This is a genomic window from Gardnerella sp. DNF01198P (genome assembly GCF_049244165.1).
GTDB lineage: Bacteria > Actinomycetota > Actinomycetes > Actinomycetales > Bifidobacteriaceae > Bifidobacterium > Bifidobacterium swidsinskii.
This window is the reverse complement of sequence record NZ_CP058382.1, coordinates 272765-292070: the sequence shown is the minus strand read 5'-3', so window position 1 is coordinate 292070 and position 19306 is coordinate 272765. Positions and strand designations below refer to the sequence as shown.

Annotated in this window: 13 protein-coding genes; 6 read left to right on the top strand and 7 right to left on the bottom strand. The window is 43.9% G+C overall.

Translation table 11 applies throughout. The features are described 5' to 3' along the window. Positions 1–91: 91 nt before the first annotated feature. Positions 92–1246, top strand: a complete 1155-nt coding sequence (locus HXT44_RS01350) for a quinone-dependent dihydroorotate dehydrogenase (RefSeq protein ID WP_033888573.1) — start codon at positions 92–94, stop codon at positions 1244–1246. Between the two features lie 143 nt (positions 1247–1389). On the opposite strand, the gene HXT44_RS01345 is transcribed toward HXT44_RS01350, so the two are convergent. The 5 genes from HXT44_RS01345 to HXT44_RS01325 all read right to left on the bottom strand — a co-directional run bounded on the left by HXT44_RS01345 (position 1390) and on the right by HXT44_RS01325 (position 10518). After that, the gene (locus HXT44_RS01345) at positions 1390–3711 is read right to left on the bottom strand and encodes a transglycosylase domain-containing protein (RefSeq protein WP_012913847.1); all 2322 of its coding nucleotides are present in this window, start codon (positions 3709–3711) and stop codon (positions 1390–1392) included. A 58-nt stretch (positions 3712–3769) separates the two neighbouring features. Next, positions 3770–4480: a Crp/Fnr family transcriptional regulator gene (locus tag HXT44_RS01340; protein ID WP_004110206.1), complete on the bottom strand. Its 711-nt coding sequence runs from the start codon at positions 4478–4480 to the stop codon at positions 3770–3772. Positions 4481–4649: 169 nt separating this feature from the next. Continuing rightward, positions 4650–7130: a S9 family peptidase gene (locus HXT44_RS01335; RefSeq protein WP_004110205.1), complete on the bottom strand. Its 2481-nt coding sequence runs from the start codon at positions 7128–7130 to the stop codon at positions 4650–4652. An 89-nt stretch (positions 7131–7219) separates the two neighbouring features. Further along, a complete protein-coding gene (locus HXT44_RS01330) occupies positions 7220–8704 on the bottom strand; it encodes an App1 family protein (RefSeq protein ID WP_004110204.1) in 1485 nt (494 codons plus the stop codon). Beyond that, positions 8701–10518 (bottom strand): L,D-transpeptidase, encoded by a 1818-nt coding sequence (locus tag HXT44_RS01325; protein WP_004110203.1) that lies wholly within the window; start codon positions 10516–10518, stop codon positions 8701–8703. The genes HXT44_RS01330 and HXT44_RS01325 overlap by 4 nt, the downstream gene beginning before the upstream one ends. A gap of 381 nt (positions 10519–10899) precedes the next feature. On the opposite strand from HXT44_RS01325, the gene HXT44_RS01320 reads away from it, so the two are divergent. The 4 genes from HXT44_RS01320 (at position 10900) to rpiA (ending at position 16149) form a co-directional block, all read left to right on the top strand. Next, positions 10900–12027: a diacylglycerol/lipid kinase family protein gene (locus HXT44_RS01320; RefSeq protein ID WP_421782975.1), complete on the top strand. Its 1128-nt coding sequence runs from the start codon at positions 10900–10902 to the stop codon at positions 12025–12027. A 30-nt stretch (positions 12028–12057) separates the two neighbouring features. Next, positions 12058–13731, top strand: a complete 1674-nt coding sequence (gene pgm / locus HXT44_RS01315; protein WP_004574076.1) for a phosphoglucomutase (alpha-D-glucose-1,6-bisphosphate-dependent) — start codon at positions 12058–12060, stop codon at positions 13729–13731. Positions 13732–13766: 35 nt separating this feature from the next. Further along, a complete protein-coding gene (locus tag HXT44_RS01310) occupies positions 13767–14852 on the top strand; it encodes a ribonuclease H family protein (protein ID WP_004110200.1) in 1086 nt (361 codons plus the stop codon). 598 nt (positions 14853–15450) lie between these two features. Further along, positions 15451–16149 carry a ribose-5-phosphate isomerase RpiA gene (gene rpiA, locus HXT44_RS01305; protein WP_004110197.1) on the top strand — a complete coding sequence of 233 codons (699 nt, stop codon included), beginning with the start codon at positions 15451–15453 and terminating at the stop codon, positions 16147–16149. A 716-nt stretch (positions 16150–16865) separates the two neighbouring features. Here rpiA and HXT44_RS01300 read toward each other — a convergent pair. Together HXT44_RS01300 and HXT44_RS01295 are read right to left on the bottom strand one after the other, a co-directional pair. After that, positions 16866–16955, bottom strand: coding sequence for a 30S ribosomal protein bS22 (locus HXT44_RS01300; RefSeq protein ID WP_004268639.1), 90 nt, complete (start codon positions 16953–16955; stop codon positions 16866–16868). A 104-nt stretch (positions 16956–17059) separates the two neighbouring features. After that, a complete protein-coding gene (locus HXT44_RS01295) occupies positions 17060–17716 on the bottom strand; it encodes a hypothetical protein (protein ID WP_004109607.1) in 657 nt (218 codons plus the stop codon). Positions 17717–17823: 107 nt separating this feature from the next. On the opposite strand from HXT44_RS01295, the gene radA reads away from it, so the two are divergent. Further along, positions 17824–19293: a DNA repair protein RadA gene (gene radA, locus HXT44_RS01290; RefSeq protein WP_102703353.1), complete on the top strand. Its 1470-nt coding sequence runs from the start codon at positions 17824–17826 to the stop codon at positions 19291–19293. The last annotated feature ends 13 nt before the right edge of the window (positions 19294–19306 follow it).

Here is a 19306-nt window from a genome sequence, read left to right as displayed (position 1 = left end):
ATCGCACAAAAACGAACGCACGCTAAGTAAGGAAACGCACAAAATACACTAAGTAATAGCGCATATAACAATAATGCCCTACTATATAAGTATGTATTACGTTTCTGAACACTCATTGCACAATGTCGTCAATAAAGCAACGACAGACCTTTTTACATTCTCATACAAACACATTATTAAACCGCATTTTGTTTTTAACATTCCTCCAGACGAAGCGCATGATCGCATGATTAATTTTTGCAAATTTAGCGAACGCACTCCTGGGTTAATGTGGCTTCTTCGCGAAATGCTTAACTACACAGACCCGGTGCTAGAAACTAATGTCATGGGTGTGGATTTTGCAAACCCGTTTGGCTTAAGTGCAGGACTAGATAAAAATTGCCAAATGGCAACCGTGTTAGACAACGCCGGCTTTGGATTTGAAACAGTTGGCTCTACCACAAGCCGACCATGCGAAGGAAATCAAAAACCTTGGTATCATCGCCTTCCAGAATATGACTCTATTCTTGTACACGCAGGACTAGCAAACGATGGCAGCGAAGCCGTTGTTGCACGAGCCGAGAAAGCTTGGACGCATGCAAAATCTATGAATATGTCTATTTCTATTGCGCGCACAAACGACGACTTAGTTGGCGACTTGGAAGAAGGAATTGAAGACTACCATATTTCTATGGAACGTGCAGCCGGAAAAAGCTCAATAATTGAAGTAAATATTTCATGCCCGAACACGCGTGTGGGTGAACCATTTAGTCAGCCGGAAGCACTTGACAAATTATTCACTGATCTTGACACTATTAAGCGACCTCAGCCAACGTTAGTTAAGATGCCGCTTAATTTACACGGCGGTTGGGAACAGTTCAAGTCTTTGCTTGACGTACTTGCAGAACATAAAGTTGACGGAGTAAGTATTGCAAACTTGCAAAAGAATCGCGCAGGACTTGATGTTCCGGAAGATTGGCAAGGAGCACTTTCTGGAGGTCCTACCTACAGCGCAAGCAACGAGCTTATTCGACGCACGCGCAAAGCTTTTGGTGAACGTTTTGCTATTGCAGGCATTGGCGGAGTATTTACGCCAGAGCAAGCATATGAGAAGATTCGCTCAGGCGCTGACTTGGTTATGTTTATTACGTCACTTATGTACAGAGGACCGCAACAAATTACGACGCTGAAACGCGGACTTGCGGATCTTTTGAAGCGCGACGGCTTTGAGCATGTTGCAGACGCAGTTGGTGCGGATTTGAACTAGCACAGTGCGTATTTGCGCTAAAAATGACCCTTACTTTGCTCACAATCAAGTAGCATAAGTAAGGGTTTATTTGTATAAGGAACAGCACAAAACAACTTAGTATTTAGTAAGTTAACTAGCAATTACGAGTTAACAAATACCATTTAGTAATTATCAGTTTCTGAATCACCATAGTCGTCGCGGCGAGCAGTGCCGTACTGATCTTGCGTGTTCTTTTGCGTCTTAGCTTCTTCCTGCTGTTCTTGTGCTGCCTGCTTTCTGGCGTCTTCATCTCGCTTCTGCTGATCAGTTTTAACAGTATTTTTAGGCGTGCCGGGCAGAGTTCCACCGGCAGTATACTTTGGATCAGGCTTGCCATAATCGTTGTCAACAGGAATGTTAGCAGCTTTCAAATAGTCGTTCATAAACTGTTTCCACGCTGGGGTTGCAATATACATACCGTACCAAGCTGCCATTGTGCGACCGTTAATAGTCATGCCATTAAAGCTTTTCTGTGATTCAGCGTTACCAACTGCCACAAACGAAGCAACTTGATACGGCACAAAACCAGCTGTAGTCATGTAGTACTGCTCGTTAGTACCAGTTTTTGCGAAAGTCTTGCGACCGCCATCAAGTTGTGTAGTTGAAGCCTCGCCACCAGGTTGCACAACACCCTGATTCAGCGCATAAGCAGCAGTTTGAGCGATTCCCTTTGGAATTGCTTGATGGCAATGCGCACTAGGAACTTTCAAACGCTTACCGTTTTTGTCAACAACTCGCTTAATAGCAATAGGATCACATGCCACGCCATCAGCACCAATAGTTGCATACACATTCGCCACAGTTAAAGGCGAAGCTTGCACAGAACCAATCGTCATAGGCGGATTAAGCGAGTTAGCAGAATACACGCTTTCCTGACCAAGAGGCGAATTGTGGTAGCCAAGTATGCGAGCAGCATCCGCGATTGAACACAGCTTAATTTGCTGAGCCATAGAAGCCTGAGTGGTGTTATGCGAGCGCACAAGACCTTGCAAAGGAGTTTCCGGATTAGTTGTGCCACCACCAGAGTTTTGAACTGACCAACTACCAACTCCGCGGAATTTGCTGCAATTAAAATCAGCATTATTATAAAGCATAGAAGTGCGAAGAGGCTGATTAATTGACTTTCCAGCAAGCATCCACGCAACCATATTAATTGGCTTCCAAGTAGAACCAATTTGCCAACCGAGACCGCCACCATCTCGTTCATCGACAGCGTAGTTCAAAGCCGTATGCGTAGGATCTGATTTTGCAGCATCCGTAGCATCATAAATACGATTGCTACCAAACGCCAAAACTTCACCAGTTCCAGGCTTAATTGCCGCAATTGAAACCTCAAAACCGCTCTTATCATTTACAGGAATCGTATCCCTAGCAGCTTTCATAGCAGCCTTACTAGCACGCAAATCCATAGTTGTGTAAATATCAAGACCACCCTCAGTAAGCAACTTTTCGCGCATGGCAGCAGTTTTACCAAACTCGCGAGAGTGCAAAATTTTCTTCGTCACATAATCGCAGAAGAATGCTGCGTCGCCTGCAGCTTGACATCCAATTTTAGAAACTTCCCTCTGTATGTTAAGAGTGCTTTTAAGAGGAATAGCAACAGCGGAATCATGCTCGCTCTTAGTAATAAAACCTTGACGAAGCATTAAATCAAGTACAATATTGCGCTGCTTTTGCGCTTCAGGCTGATTTGTTTCAATAGAAGGATCATAACGCGAAGGATTCTTTGTAATTGCAGCAATAGTTGCTGATTGCACAAGATTAAGTTTTGCAGCGCTCGTATTGAAGTAGCGATGAGCTGCAGTTTCTACGCCGTAAATATTATTGCTACCGAACTGCGCAATATTTAAATATCCCTGCAAAATCTCAAGTTTAGAGTATTTTTTCTCCATTTGAATTGCAATAAGCATTTCGCGTAATTTACGTGCAATAGTGCCTTCAGAAGCGTGATACTCAGCTAAAGGATCGTTATTTTCGCGAGCTTTAATCATAAGCACATTTTTTACATATTGCTGAGTTAAGGAAGAGCCACCTTGCATATCTCCCTTTTTAACGAATGTTTGCACGAATGCGCGAATAACACCTTGCATATCTACGCCGGAATGCTCAAAGAATCGACGGTCTTCACGAGCAACCATTGCTCGCTGCATATATTGCGATATGCGTCGAAGCGGTACTACAGTGCGATTTTGAGCATAAAAAGTTGCAATAATAGTTTTGCCATCAGAAGCGTAAAGTCGCGATTTTTGCGGCAACGCGGTAACATCAAAATCGATGCCGTCAACGCGAAGTGAAGGCACTACTGTTTTCACTACACTATTCACGCTCATTACGCCAGGAACAAACATAATACTTGCTGCAATACCTCCTGCAACACACAAAGTGATGTAGGTAAGGAACAGTGCTAACACACGGCGAACAGTCAGTGAATTCTTTTTCGACATGCGTACTATTTTAAAGGTTTGCCTCTACTTGAAAACTAGCATCATAAACATTCGCATTTTAACGTTCAGCTCGACGAATAAGCATGCCAGGCTTGTAGATAATAATTGACCTGCCTTGGCGCATAATCCAACCCCTGTTTGCAAAATCCATAAGCGCTTTGTTAACTGTTTCGCGTGACGAGCCAACAAGTTGCGCAAGCTCTTCTTGCGTTAAATCATGCGGCACAAGCAAGCCATCGCTCATAGGCTCACCAAATCTTGAAGCTAAATTCAGCAAAGTCTTTGCTAAACGAGCAGGAACATCCATAAAAACTAAATCGGAAATTCGCTCATTATTTGCTCGCATGCGCGCTGCAAGCACCTGAAGCATATCTACTGCAACACTAGGGTGATTGTTTAACCAATGGAATAACACGTCATTTTCTAGCCATAAAACTCTAGTATTGTTGGTAATAGATATTGCTGAAGCTGTACGAGGACCGCCGCTAGGGTCAAAAACGGGAATTTCGCCTAGAATTTCGCCAGGAGTGTGAATACTTAACAATTGCACACGATTGTCGTTTGAATGACGAACTAATTTTACTCTTCCTCGCTCAAGCAAGTACATTCGATGGTCAGTATCGCCTTCATTAAAAATTGCAGAACCTTTTTTAAATGTTGATTCTTGTAAATACTGCATCAATTCTTTTACTTGATCAGCTGGAACTTGCTTAAACAATGCGGTATGTTGCAGTGAAAATTCATCGCTGTCAACGTTGAGTGTTGCCATTGCTGCTCTACCCCTTCATTAAGCAATAAGTAGATATCTCCATTGAACTACCTGTATGTAAATGAGCGCAAACGCAAGCGAAAAACGCACATCACTTGACCCATGATATCACGAAAGGCGTGGAAACGACATTTACTTTACAACGCAGTAAAGTTTCTGCCGCTTCCAACTAACTGTTTATACCCATAACATGCAGGCACCATGCGTTTTCATAAGCTAACTCCTGCCATTGCCTGTACCTGCCAGAAGTGCCACCGTGACCACCGTCAGTTTCAATACGAGCAATTGCGTCAACTCCAGAAGCTTGCAATTTAGCGAGCCATTTTAAAGGTTCCGTAACAAGCACGCGCGTGTCGTGAATAGAGGACGTGATTAAGATTTTCGGAAAATCAGCTAACTTTTTGCAACCATCTTCCATTTTTACGCAAGGCACATTTTCGTAAGGAGTATACGATTTCATATAAGCATAAGCTTCAGGATCATCGAGTGGATTGCCCCACTCATCCCACTCTGTTACAGTAAGCGGCAAAGAAGAGTCGAGCATAGACGTAAGGGCATCTACAAAAGGCACGTCTGCTTCAATTCCTGCATAACATTCCGGAGCCATATTTGCTATAGCACCCATAAGCAAGCCTCCTGCTGAACCACCGTTTGCAACAGTATGACAAGCGGAAGCAAAACCAGCATTTTGCAAAGCACGCGTGGCATCAGCAAAATCTTCAAAAGTATGCTTTTTATTGACGCGCCTACCCTGTTCATACCACGCACGACCCATTTCGCCGCCGCCTCGCACATGCACTTGCGCATATAACACGCCGCGATCCAGCAAACTCAAGCGACCGACAGAAAAAGTAGGGTCTGAACTAACTTCATACGCTCCATAACCAGTAATAAACATTGAGTCAGTTTGAGAAATTTTATCCGGACGCCACACAAGAGACACTGGCACACGCTCACCATCTCGAGCAGTAATCCAAACGCGCTTTTCAGCATAATTGCGCTCATTAAATTCACCTAAAATTTTACCTTGCTTGAGCAACACATCTTCGCCTGTTAAAGGATCCAACTCGCGAAGTTGACCTAAAGTCGCATAACTACCAAAAGCGTAACGCATACGCGGAGCTTCGTACGAAGGATTTCCAGTCATAGAAATACTCAATAGGCGATTATTGTTGATTTCTTCTTGTGAAATATTTGCGAGCGCAGCACGTGATTCGGCTTGCGCTTGATCCACAAGTTGAGAAGAAAGTTGATCCGTAAATTGATTCGCAAGCTGGGAAGAAAGCGGTCGCACTTCGCAAAAACGCCACGGTTTTGCTTGCAAAAAATCTTCAACAGCGCGCTTCTTGCTCATTACAGCCAAATGCGGCAAACCTTGAGAACGATAAGCTAGTGCCACATAATTTTTGTACATTGACAATCCGCTTATGCTCAATCCAACTGCATTTTGCAATATTTCAGGATTTTGAGGCGAATTATAAGGCTTTGTAATAGGCTCACTTCCAGCACCTTGTTGCCAAGCATCTCCCTGCTCGCAACCATAAGGAGAACCCGACGCAACACATACTCCATCCGAAAGCTTATACGTTATATGCTCATCAAACTTGCCGGAATTTCCTCTCATATCAATAATGTCAATTTCAAAATTAGGATTTTTAGCGTTATGGCACACAATCGCAATTGGAATATCTTCACCATTTTCGCCAGCATTCTCAAAGCAAGCGAAAGAAATATCGTATTCCACCCCCTCAACCGGCTCAATAACCATACGGAATTCGCCTTCAGGATTGCTCAAAGGAAGCATAAGCACGCGCGACGTAGTCTTTGAACTACTGCTGATCATCATGTATCGTTCGTCAAAACTTTCATACACGTCAACAAAAAATCGCTCGTCAGTTTCTTCAAAAACTTTTACATCATTAGAAACGCTAGTGCCAACCTTATGCCTCCAAACTTGATAAGGACGCCAAGCATCATCAAGCTTTACATAAAACACCCATTTTCCATCTGGAGAAAGTGAAGCAGAAGCAAGATTTTCCCACGATTCTTCTAACTGCAACCAAGAACATGTTTTTGTAGAAAAGTCACGAATAAAATAGTTAAAGCGTTCATCGCCTTGAGTGTCGACACCGTACAGCATTCTCAAACCGTCGGTACTCAAATCCATTCCACCGACTCTAAAGAACTTGCCACCAGAGTGCTCAGATTCAAGGTTTGCATCAAATAAAATTTCTTCACCATCAGTTGTGCCAGGTTTTGCAGAATTGTCGATAGTTGGCGGATTCCAATCGTCACTATTTTTGACTTTCATACGGCATTGCACAGCGTATTGTTTGCCTTTTTCAGTGCGCACGTAATACCAGTAATTATTCATGCGCACAGGAACAGACATGTCTGTTTCTTGAACTCTTGAGCGCAACTCGTCAAATAATGTAGAACGCAAGTTTTCTAAGTGCTTTACACGCTGTTCAGTATAAGCATTTTGACTATTGATGTATTCCATAAGCTTAGGATTATTGCGATCTTTCATCCAAGCATATTCGTCTATATAAGTGTCGCCATGGAATTCACGCGTCGACGGTATGCGTTCTGCCGCTTTTGGCTTCGCAAAATCTTGATTATTCATAGCTACACCTCTTTTAATTTTCATTAAGTATTTTCTTCAGCTTTTATATATTAGTAACGAAATATTTTCTGCAATTCTTTAATATTACAAAATTATTTTGCAATTATTTTATACTATTTCGCAATCGCTTCCTCTATAAACGGAAGCATTACTTTGGCTAAATCTTTGCCTTGAGGAGCTGCAAAAAATGGCACGCCTTGCAAAGTACCAACAGCACCTTCTGCTTCAATTATGCGCATTTGAGCATCATCAAAATCATCAATATCACCAGAAAACTCATTGGCATTATGTAATTTTTCGATCGCCATAGTAGGAATTTCTTGCGCAGCTTCACACGTAGTATCAAGAGCATCCGAAAAAACATACGCACGCTTAGATGCACTTAAAGCAACCGCAAAATCACGAGATAATTTACGACGAAAATCCTCAACAGTAGCACGCTTACGCAATTGCCTAATACCTACTGCAAGCACACGACCTGGATGCTTACGAATAATATTCGCATACGTTAAAGGATCCTTTTGACCATCATCGCCAATAAGCACAAAACGCATGCCAGGAAAATCATCCATAAGCTGAGTTGCAAATTCTAATTTATGTTGCGGTCCGTTTGGAATAAAAGTTTTAGGACGTGGATCCAAATCACGAAGAAGAAGAGGACCCTCAGGAAACTTTTCGCGATCAATAAAGTGACGAATTGAAGCCTCAACATTCCACGGAGAAGTAGAAAGATAGAAAAATGGAATATCGTCACGTAAACGCTCTAAAGACTGGAAAAACTCAGACATTCCAGTAACTGGCGAACGATGAGCAGGATTCATAATAAGCAAGTTATAAGCAGCACGAATTGGCGAAGGCGCTTGAGTTACCATAATAGTGTCGTCAACGTCCGAAATAACACCAACAGGAACATTTGCGTCAATAGCAAACAAGCTCGCTTTTACAGGCTCACGGTCACTAACAGAATACGAAACAACGTGACGACCAGGCTCTAAAGCGCGCTCAGTAATTAAATCTAAATACCCTGCACGGTCAGAAATACAATACTCTGCACTACCATCGCGCGAACCTTCAGGCTTATCGTATATTTCAGAATCGCCAATTTGAGCTGTTTCTACAGGAATACCGTCAATAGACAAAGCCACGCGCACACGCACAGCAGGAACAACAAGCATCGCGTAAATTCCGCGTTTTAGAGCAGAATGATGACCAAGCTTTGGAGCATACACAGTTCTGCAAATCAAGCGAGCATATCTATGCGTTCCATACCCAATATATGGCTCAACACTTGGAAACCAGCCAAGACGACGAGCAACACGACCAGCAAGACGCATCCACATGCCGACAATAGACGTAACGAGCCTGCGACCAAAACGCACAAGCAATGGCTTATTGTCAATACACTCAGCTTTAGACGGAGTGTCAAACAATGTTGCAGTAACATGCACAGGAATTGGCGCGCTGCTAATTCGTCTAGACGCAGCTAACTTCGGAGTAGATTGTGGACTTTGCACACACTCAAGATTAGAACGCGCAGAAAGCAAAAGTTCTTCGGCGCGTTCATCTTTGTTAAGTGAGTTACCCACAGATTCGCTCATTCGCGTACCGGACCATCTGGAGTCGTGCCAACAATTTGTACAATAGTGCCACGTGGGCAATTTTCAAAAATCCAGCGAGCATCCTGCTCATACATGTTTATGCAACCATGAGAGCCGTGATTTGCAGCATCGCCAGTTGCAATACCCTTATAATTCCAAGAAGCAGTGTGGAAGCCTTCTCCACCATGGTAATAGCTAACCCAACGCACTCCAGGAGAGAAGTAAGGAGAGCCATCGCCGTTCCTACCGCGCATATCTTGTGAAGCATAACGCAAGTAAATAAAGAATGTGCCGGAAGCTGAATCATCAGCACCGCGCTTACCTGTGCAAACAGGGAATGTTTTTACAAGTTCATCATTCTTATAAACAGAAGCCGTTTGGGTTGTTTTGTCAACAACAATGCGCATTTCAACAAGCTTCTTTTCAACGGTAAACTTAGTGATTTTCGCAGGAACAGCCATCTTGAAATCATTGCCATTGCGCAAAGATTCTACAGCCTTTTTCGCAACACTATTGGAATAGTTAATTTCAACACCATTAGAACCTTTAAGCGTTGTGAAAATAAACCTACCTTCTTTATCAATTGCATCTTCTTGATTAATTTTTTGCTGATTAAGTTCTTTTGGAAGAACTTGAGACAAATAATAATCTGCTTTATCTGCATCAATTGTGTAAGAAAGCTTACGGCGAGTCGTATCTGCTTTTATACTGATCCAAGACGCAATCGCTTCTTTTGGAACCGTAAAATCTTTACCGTCACCGTTATTAAACGTGATTTTTTTCTCAAGAAGTTTATTTAAATCATTTACAAGTTTCTGCGCTGCATCAAGCTTAATAGGAGCGTCAGTGCGTCGAGATGTAACAGAAACTTTTACTGTTTTACCAGGGTAAGCAATTAACTTTTTTACTGCTTCACGAACAGACATAGTTTCTATAGTGCGACCAGGTATGCCATCCTCTACCTTGTAAGATTCAGAATCCTTGTCGAAAACTGCACTATAAGGTACAGCACGATCCTTCTCACGAATAAACTTATGCAATAAGTACGAATCCAAAGCAGAATCATCACGTACAGCTTTCAAGCTCACAGTTTGATGAACCCAAGGCATAATACGAGTAAATAAATTATCTCGCTTAGCATTCATAATAGCTTTTACAGTTGCGTTCTTATCAATCTTGACACCAAGCTGACTCAAATCTGCATCAATACTATTTCCTTGATCGTCACTAATTTCTAATTCGCTATGATCCACAGCATTCTGAACAGTCTTGCTTACAGAATCTTCCTGATAGCCAGTGAGATTGCGCGTAATAGAAGCATCACCAAAATCAACACCTGGAGCAACTCGATTGTTGAAATACAAATGAAGTGCAAAAAATGCTGCTGCTAACAAAATAACAAAGATAAGAAGCGAATACATCAACGCCAGTGCGGAACGATTCGTACGATGTTTCTTTGCTTTCGGCTCTACTACTCTAAATGAATCGGTTGCAGTTGAATCGGCAGGAGTTGCATTTGCATACATGCCATAAGATGCAGCATTATTACCAAACACATTCTTCTTATTACCCGCAATATCTTCAACGATATCGTCAACAATGTCTCCAGAAGTATCTTCTTCATCGGCGACTTCGCCTAAATTATCAGCAAGAGTTCCCTCATAATTAACAGAATTATCAGCTATTTGATCTTCTACATGACTTTGAGGAACCTGCATAAAAGCAACAGTATCGTCACTAGCATCATCAGGCATATTACTAGGTGTAATATTGAGGGATTCATCTCCCTCAAAATTTTGCTGTAATTCAGCCATATTCAAAACCTCTGCTTAATAATTATATGCGACAGACACGCTTGCACAGTTTACCACTAGCGACGCACGAAATTAGTATTAGCGAAGCAGGAGAGCATAACTGGTTACATAACTAGCTATATAACTAACTAAATATTTAGTACAGAATTAATGCGAATAATACACGTGAAAAACGAGCAAAGAACAAGCAAAAGCAGCAAAATGCACAATTAACTAGCAACTAGCCGACACCTGATGAGTAACTAATAAACATCTAATACAAGCAATAAACGATATTTATAAAAACAATACATACTATACAAATGTGTAAAAAACGTAAATATTCACAGTATTAAGCAAAATTTATCGTAGCAATAGAAATAATGTGCAAGAATAGAGGGTATGCCAATTATGCCTATTCAAGCGACTATTGCTCTTATGATGATTGTATTCGCGCTTGTACTCGCTCCATTCGTCATCATGATTGTTACGCGCGCCATGAAACGGCATCATTTAGCGAAAAAACTCGCAAAACGACACGGCGACTCTGTACATTACGCGTTTATTCTAAATCCTTCAAAGCCGCAGGCAGAATCTTACCGCGAAAGTATTCAAAATTATTGCGACAAGCGCAAACTAACTTACGAAATAATAGACACTCAGTTAGATAAAGACGGACGTGAATGCGCACAAGAAGCACTTTCCAACGGAGCGAACGTTGTTGTGGCAGTTGGCGGAGACGGCACAGTTAGAACAGTTGCGAGCGCAGTAAGCGGCAAAGGACACGCTATGGGAATTATTCCTATTGGCACCGGAAATCTTTTTGCAAGAAACATGGGCATACCTGTAAACGATGTGGAAGCTGCATTGCGCGTGGCTACTTCGCATGGATCTAGGCAGGTTGATGTTGGGCGAGTAACGATTCTGGACAATCCGAAAGAGGACCACGGCCATGCGTTTTTGATTATTGCCGGAATTGGCTTTGATGCGCTTATGATTGACGACACAGACCCGAAGCTAAAGAAAAACATTAGTTGGCTTGCTTATTTTGTGGCCGGAGTTAAACATTTGTTTATGCCGAAGTATCGTGCAACCGTTACCTTACAAAGATCAAACGGCGACGAAAGCGTACTAAAAGGACTCACCTTCCGAACCCTTATGGCAGGAAACTGCGGGCAAATTCCTATGTTCTCGCTAATGCCAGAAGCCGCTTACGACGACGGCGTGCTCGACTTTGAAATTATTGACACTTCGGGCGGATTAATCGGCTGGGCTAATTTATTCCGCGGAGTAGTACACCAAACCGTAACCGGTCACGCTCTGCAGCAGGAGTCGCTATCCGCAGGCTCCAGAATTGACCAAACGCAAGGATTTAGCGCGGAAGTGCAGTTGGAAAAAGCGGCGCCAGTGCAGGTGGACGGCGACATTTTGGGTTACACAAAGCATTTGCGCTTCACTGTTGACAAACAAGCCCTGTGCGTGCGCGTGCCAGCAAGCGTAAAAACTAGCGTTGCTTCAGAAAAAATATAAAATACAAGCGCCGTGGCAAAATAAAAAATTATGGTAGCAAAAAATGCGGGAATGCCCGCCACCCCAGAAGATCTAGTCGACGTCGACGCTTTGGTTGGCGCTTACTATGATGAAGTTCCAAATTCCAACATTCCAGAACAGCGCGTGATTTTCGGCACGTCCGGTCACCGTGGTTCTGCTTTAAAAACTTCGTTTAACGAAGCTCATATTGTGGCAATTACACAAGCTATTGCTGAATATCGCAAAAAAGCTGGCGTAACTGGCCCTCTTTATATTGGTCGCGATACGCATGCTCTTTCTGAGCCTGCTCAAAAGACCGCTATTGAGGTTTTGGTTGCTAACGGAGTTCACGTTCGCGTGGATTCTCGCGGCGATTTCGTGCCAACTCCTGTTGTATCCCAAGCTATTTTGACGCATAATCGCGCAGCCGACGGCACTCAGCGTTTTAGCGGCGACGGCTTGGCTGACGGCATTGTCGTCACTCCTTCGCACAACCCACCAACCGACGGCGGTTTTAAGTACGATCCTGTAACAGGCGGTCCTGCCCCTGCAGAAGTAACTAACGCAATTGCAGCTCGAGCAAATGAATTGCTCGACAACTACAAGTCTGTAAAGCGCGTACCTTTCGAGGAAGCAATCAAGTCTGATTTGGTTGAAGGATTCGATTACCGCGAACACTACGTTAGCGATTTGGCAAACGTAATCGACTTCGACGTGATTCGTTCCAGCGGCGTGCGTTTGGGAATTGACCCACTCGGCGGCGCAAGCGTAAACTACTGGCCACTTATGAACGAAAAGTATGGCCTGAACATTGGCGTTGTGCGTCCAGAAGTTGACCCAACTTGGAGATTCATGACTATTGACCACGATGGCAAGATTCGTATGGATCCAAGCTCCCCTTACGCAATGAAGGGCTTAGTTGATCAGCTTAACGCTGGCGCTTGGGATAAGTACGATTTGGTTGGCGGCACCGATCCAGATGCTGACCGTCACGGTATTGTGTGCCCGAACTGGGGCGTTATGAACCCGAACCATTACATCGCGGTGTGCGTGGAGTACTTGTTCGGCGGCGCTCGCCCGGATTGGCCAAAGAATACTGCTATCGGCAAGACGCTTGTGTCTTCTTCCTTGATCGACCGCGTAGCTGCTTCTATTAACGCAAAGCTTGTGGAAGTTCCAGTTGGATTCAAGTGGTTCGTTGACCCACTCTTTAGCGGCGAAGTTGCTTTCGGCGGCGAGGAAAGCTCCGGCATGAGCTTCTTGCGCAAAGATGGTCGCGTGTGGACCACCGATAAGGATGGCTTGATTCCTGATTTACTCGCTGCGGAAATTACTGCAAAGACTGGCAAGAACCCAGCTCAGCTTCACCAGGATCAGGTAGCTCGTTTTGGCGAAAGCTGGTATAAGCGCGTCGATACCCCAACAACACTTGAGCAAAAGCAGAAGTTTGCAGCTTTGAGCGGCGACGACGTTGAAGCAACCAAGCTTGCTGGTGAGGATATTACCGCAAAGCTTACGGAAGCTCCTGGAAACGGCGCAAAGATTGGTGGCTTGAAGGTGACGACTAAGAACAACTGGTTCGCTGCTCGCCCATCTGGTACCGAGAATATTTACAAGGTTTACGCAGAATCCTTCGTTTCTCCAGAAGCACTTGACAAGGTGCTTGAGGAAGCTACTGCTGTAGTCGACAAGGCTTTAGCGTAACGTAATAATCTTGCGTAAATAAAGAAATCTACTAATTGCGCTGGTTGCAATCTGCAGTCGGCGCATTTTTGAAAGGTTTTGTCATGATTGTTGTTTCAACAGACGGTTCCGCGCTCGGAAACCCGAATGGTTCAATGGGTTGGGCGTGGGCAGATCACATTGACGAGTCTGGTAGCTCTAACGAACATCATCACACAGGCAATGCAGATGCTGGAGGCGCAACTAATGGCACAAATCAAATTGGCGAATTATGCGCGGTTTTGGAAGCTTTACGAGCACATCCTGGAAGAGAGCCGCTCACAATCGAAAGTGATTCACAATACGCTATTAACTGCGCAACTACGTGGATTCACGGATGGAAAAAGAACGGTTGGAAAAACTCTAAAAATGAACCTGTTAAAAATGCCGAGCTGATTCGAGCAATCGACGCGGAAATTACTAAGCGCGAAGGCGCCGTAAAATTCGTGTGGGTTAAGGGTCACGCAGGAAACGAAGGAAACGAAAAAGTTGATACATTAGCGCGCGGATATGCGGAAGATTGCCGAAATGGTTTGAAGGACGGATACTTGCCTTTAGAAGGCTGGAAGTCGCTTCTTGCTTCTGAATATGCAAAAGGTACGAATGTGCCAAGTGATGCGAAAATGCTTTTAGACGGCAAAATTTCTCATGCAAAATACCATCTTGAACGCACAGTTGGCGAAGATATTAATCCTGATTTTTCTGCACAAAATAGTAAAAACACTAGTGATCTAACTGAATCTGCAAATGAATCAGCGCGCGAACAAGCGCGTGAAACAAAGCGTGAAACGTTAGAAAATAGCGAAAAAGATGCACTATCAATAGAAAATAAACAAAATGTACACCAGCAAGATGCACACCAGCAAGACGCTATAACTATTGTTCAAGAAGTTCCAAAAACAAAGCAAAATGTTACGCAAACTGCATCTAAACCAGTTCAAGGATTAAGTGTTTCTGGCGTGCTGCAATTTACTCCACCACCAAACACAAGCCCAAGTTTTAACGGCGAGGCGCGCTTTATTTCCGGCACAATCAACGTAAACGGCTACGTAGAACCAGACGGCACCTTGCATTTATCTCCAACCGCCTTCTACCTTTCATAGCTATTTTTTGCAATTCGTTTAGTGTGGTGTTTGGCTGGCGGATTTCTGAAGTGGCTGTGTGAGATAGGAATTACTTGTCTCGCAGCGCTCCGCTCTTATACCTTATTTGAGCTTAGCGGTTGCATAGTTAAGTTTAGTTTTTTACTTACTTTTTCTGCAAAAATAGTATTCATCAACAAGATTATTACTATCGTTCCGCTTTTATATTGCTCGACCAAGCAATTCCTATCTCCCACTACTAATAAAACCGCTAGCGTTCTGTGGTGTGGTATGAGTGCCTGGTGTGGCACCATGCAGTAGCAATGACGCTAGTGTTCTCTAAGCAATAAATACTCAACGTCTGCAGAGCGCAACTGCAAAACTTCATGAACGTGCAAGCATCCAATCAGTGCAAAAAATCTCAAATCTCTACCACACGAATATCCCGTGAATGAATGAAGGCACAATTAAAATGCACATAGCCCTAAAAATCTGCACGCAGACTAATATGGAAATGTACGAAAATGAGGCACGCATAAAAACACAAAGCCTCTCCCGCAAATAGCGATGGAAGTTCATCGGCGAACTCGGGAATAACAAAAACAAGAAAGCAGGGATAATGGATAAAGCACAACAAGATGCGCTTAAAAAAGCAGCAGGCATTGAAGCCGCAAAGATTGTAAAGAATGGAATGATGGTTGGCCTTGGCACCGGCTCTACAGTGCGCTTCTTGGTTGACGAGCTTGGCCGCAGAGTTCAGGAAGAAGGCTTGAGCTTTACGGGAGTTACCACTTCTCGTCGCACACAAGAGCAAGCAGAAGGCTACGGCATTAAGATTCTCGACATTAACGAAGTGGATCACATTGACGTTACAATCGACGGCTCCGACGAAGTTGACAAGAATTTCAACGGAATTAAAGGCGGCGGCGCAGCTCTTCTTTGGGAAAAGATTGTGGCTATTAACTCTGACCGCATTGTGTGGATTGTTGACGCAAGCAAGGTAGTCGACACGATTGGCAAGTTCCCACTTCCTGTTGAGGTGATTCCATTCGGCTCCGCGCAAGTGATTCGTAAGTTCGAAAAGCGCGGATATAAGCCAGTTTTACGTCTTGATGCAGACGGCAAAGAAGTTCGTACCGACGAGAACAACTTCGTGGTTGATTTGCATATGGAGCGCATTGAGCATCCACAGGAGTTGGCGAAGGATTTGATTGAAACTGTTGGCGTTGTGGAACACGGCTTGTTCTTGAACATGGTTGACACCGTGATCGTCGGCGATCCTAACGGCCCTCGCACGCTTACCAACCCAAATAAGTAGCGAAACTAATCGCAACTAAATAAAACGAAAGTAGAGTCCGTAAACACGGGCTCTACTTTTTTATTACTGTTGCGCGAGTTTTTGTTTGGTGTGGCGCGAGTTTTGGGGGATTTCTCTCCTCGCATGCGCTACGACCTGCTTGAGCGCAGCATTGTGCGCGCGAAAGCAACTCGGAGCGTGAGCTTGCTCAAGTTGAAAGCACGGTGTGCTTTCAACGCAAGCTCAGTAGCGAGCGCACCTAGACCGCGCGAGCGTTCCTTCGTCGCTCTATTCTTAAACTTTTTTAACGATAAGCTCGCGTTTTATTACGCTCGCTTGCGAAACTCGCGTTGGAAGTCCACTGGACTTCCAACTTAAGCGAGTTTCCGCATTGAAGTGCCTCCGCGCACTACGCTTTAAGCGCTCCGGCAAGTCAATGCGCAGTCCTCTTTTAGTGCTCGTAAAGAAATCCCCCAAACTCTGCGTGTTTAATCGTTAATAACCGTGCCTTATCGCAGAGATTTTTCGATTTTTCTTCTTCGCTTGGCGAATCAGCAGCCTGCGGCTCTGACGTTCGCCGCGCTCAGTGCGAAAAATCTCAAATCTCTACCACACGAATATTTGCAAGACAATCCGCGAAATATATAAATAAATAAAAAGCGCCGGGAAAACCGACGCTTCAAAAAAAGTCTTACGTGCCTAAACGTTCAGACACGCATCAACGCATAGCAAGAAAATTACTTGCGCTGGTGACGAGTCTTACGCAGCAGTTTGCGGTGCTTCTTCTTGCTCATCCGCTTGCGGCGCTTCTTGATGACAGAACCCATCTGAAGCCTCCATTCCTATGTAAAGTGTGCAACTTGCCTAATGTTACACCGTTTTAACGACTTTGTGGAGTGATATTACAAAGAACATCATTTTTTACAACAATTTACATTGGGAATCTGTGATAAAAACGCTCTACTGCTTGCTTTGCGCCGTTCACTTCAAAAACAGCGGTATCGTTCTGCCACAATGCACTAGCCTGTGATTTATCATTTTCATCATTTCGCAACACATAGCTACCGGAAGTCTTGCCAGAAACTTGAATTTTTCCACTTGCGATATCAGAACCCTTAAGTCCATCAACTAACGCCTCATACTGTTTGTTTGCAGAATCGCGATTCGACCATTGAGCAACAGTTACAGACACTTCCCCATCTGGCTGACCAGTTGAGTACTTAACAGAATATTCCTCCAAAGGCGACGATTCAGTCCAAGTTGCACTAGGTATAGCGTCAACACGAGCGAAATCAAGTACGCTATCTGGCATAGCCTTAAGCAATGCCGTAGAAGATGCTGGCAAAGGTTTCGATGGTATAGAAGGCGTTTTAGGCATTACCATATGATTTTTGCTCGCAACGTTTTCGTGATTTAATGCCCAACCTGGCCACATAAATGCTGAAATTAGAGCCAAAACCACAATTACTGCAGCTGAAGTCAACACAACTAATAACTTGCTGTGTGATGAATTATTGACACTTGAGGAATTCATATTCAACGCACCCATCTTTGAAGCATTCATACTTGAAGCATTCGATTTCGACATACTTGCATTATGTCACATCGCGATGACGCTTTTAGTACGCAAAAGCGCTTTACAATCAAAAACAAATACAAAATATGATTGTCTAATAAAGCGTATAGCGTCGAGATATGGCTAGTAAATCTACTCTTCACTATTTATGCTCTGAATGCGGTTGGAGCGGCTCAAAATGGTACGGTCGCTGCCCTGAATGTGGCGAATGGGGCACAGTGAACGAGTTTAGAGAAGCGCGAGTTAGCGGATTATCTCGTACAACACGTACACCGCGCGCATATTCACCAGATAGCATAACTACTTCTAATCGCAATAGCGCACATTCAACTCTCGATTCAGCAACATCCGCGCAACCAATTAGCGAAATTCAAGCAGACGACACAATGCGCATCCACACTGGTTTTAGCGAATTCGATCGCGTATTAGGCGGAGGACTTGTGCCAGGCTCCGTAACTCTTATAGCAGGAGAGCCAGGTATCGGAAAATCAACACTACTTCTAAAAACAGCAGCTTACGTATCTAAGCAATCAAAAGAAAGCAACACTCCCCCGGTATTGTATATTTCCGGCGAGGAATCAGCAGCGCAAGTTAAATTGCGCGCGTCTAGAATTAACGCTGTAAACGATTATTTATTACTTGCAACAACAGGCGATCTTGACACTGTGCTGGATCTTATTGAAACGCATCACCCTACGCTTGCCATTGTCGATTCTGCGCAAACGATTTCCGCACAAGAAGTAGATGGTATTACAGGCGGTTCTACACAAGTTAGAGAAGTTGCGAGCGCACTTATCGACGTTGCTAAAGCTAACAATATTCCGATACTTTTAGTTGGGCACGTTACAAAAGATGGTTCAATAGCAGGACCGCGGACGCTTGAGCATTTAGTTGACACAGTATGTCAATTTGAAGGCGATACACAAACAGCGCTACGCATGCTAAGAGCCGTAAAGAATCGCTTTGGACCTACAGACGAAGTTGGCTGCTTCGATATGAGCGGTGAAGGAATTGAGGAAGTGCCAGATCCTTCCGGACTGTTTTTGTCTTCTACAGAAAACGATAATCAAGGTAAAAATGCGCAAGATGGCACAAACGACGGAACTTGCGTCACTTTTACACTTGAAGGACACAGAAGCCTGCCGATTGAAATACAAGCACTTGTAACGCAATCAGCCCTGCCCACTCCTCGCCGTGCAGTTTCTGGTGTTGATTCTAACCGTCTTGCAATGCTTACAGCAGTTTTGTATCGTCACGGACGCGTTAATTTGCTTGCAAAAGATTTGTACGTATCTACTATTGCAGGAGCGTTGGCAAAAGAGCCGTCTTGCGACTTAGCAATCGTAGCAGCTTTAGCTAGCGCTGCTGCCGGGAAAGCAGTAACTCCTAAAACTTGCGCAATTGGCGAAATGAGCTTAACTGGTCAAGTTCGCCCAGTGCCAAGAATAGAGCCGCGATTGCGTGAGGCTGCGCGAATAGGATATAAGCGCGCAATAGTTTGCCATATGCGGAAAAACGTTAATATTCCAGGATTAGAAATTATTGAAGTTAGCACAGTGCGAGAAGCGTTGAAAGCACTTGGGCTATAAGCTAAGCAAATGC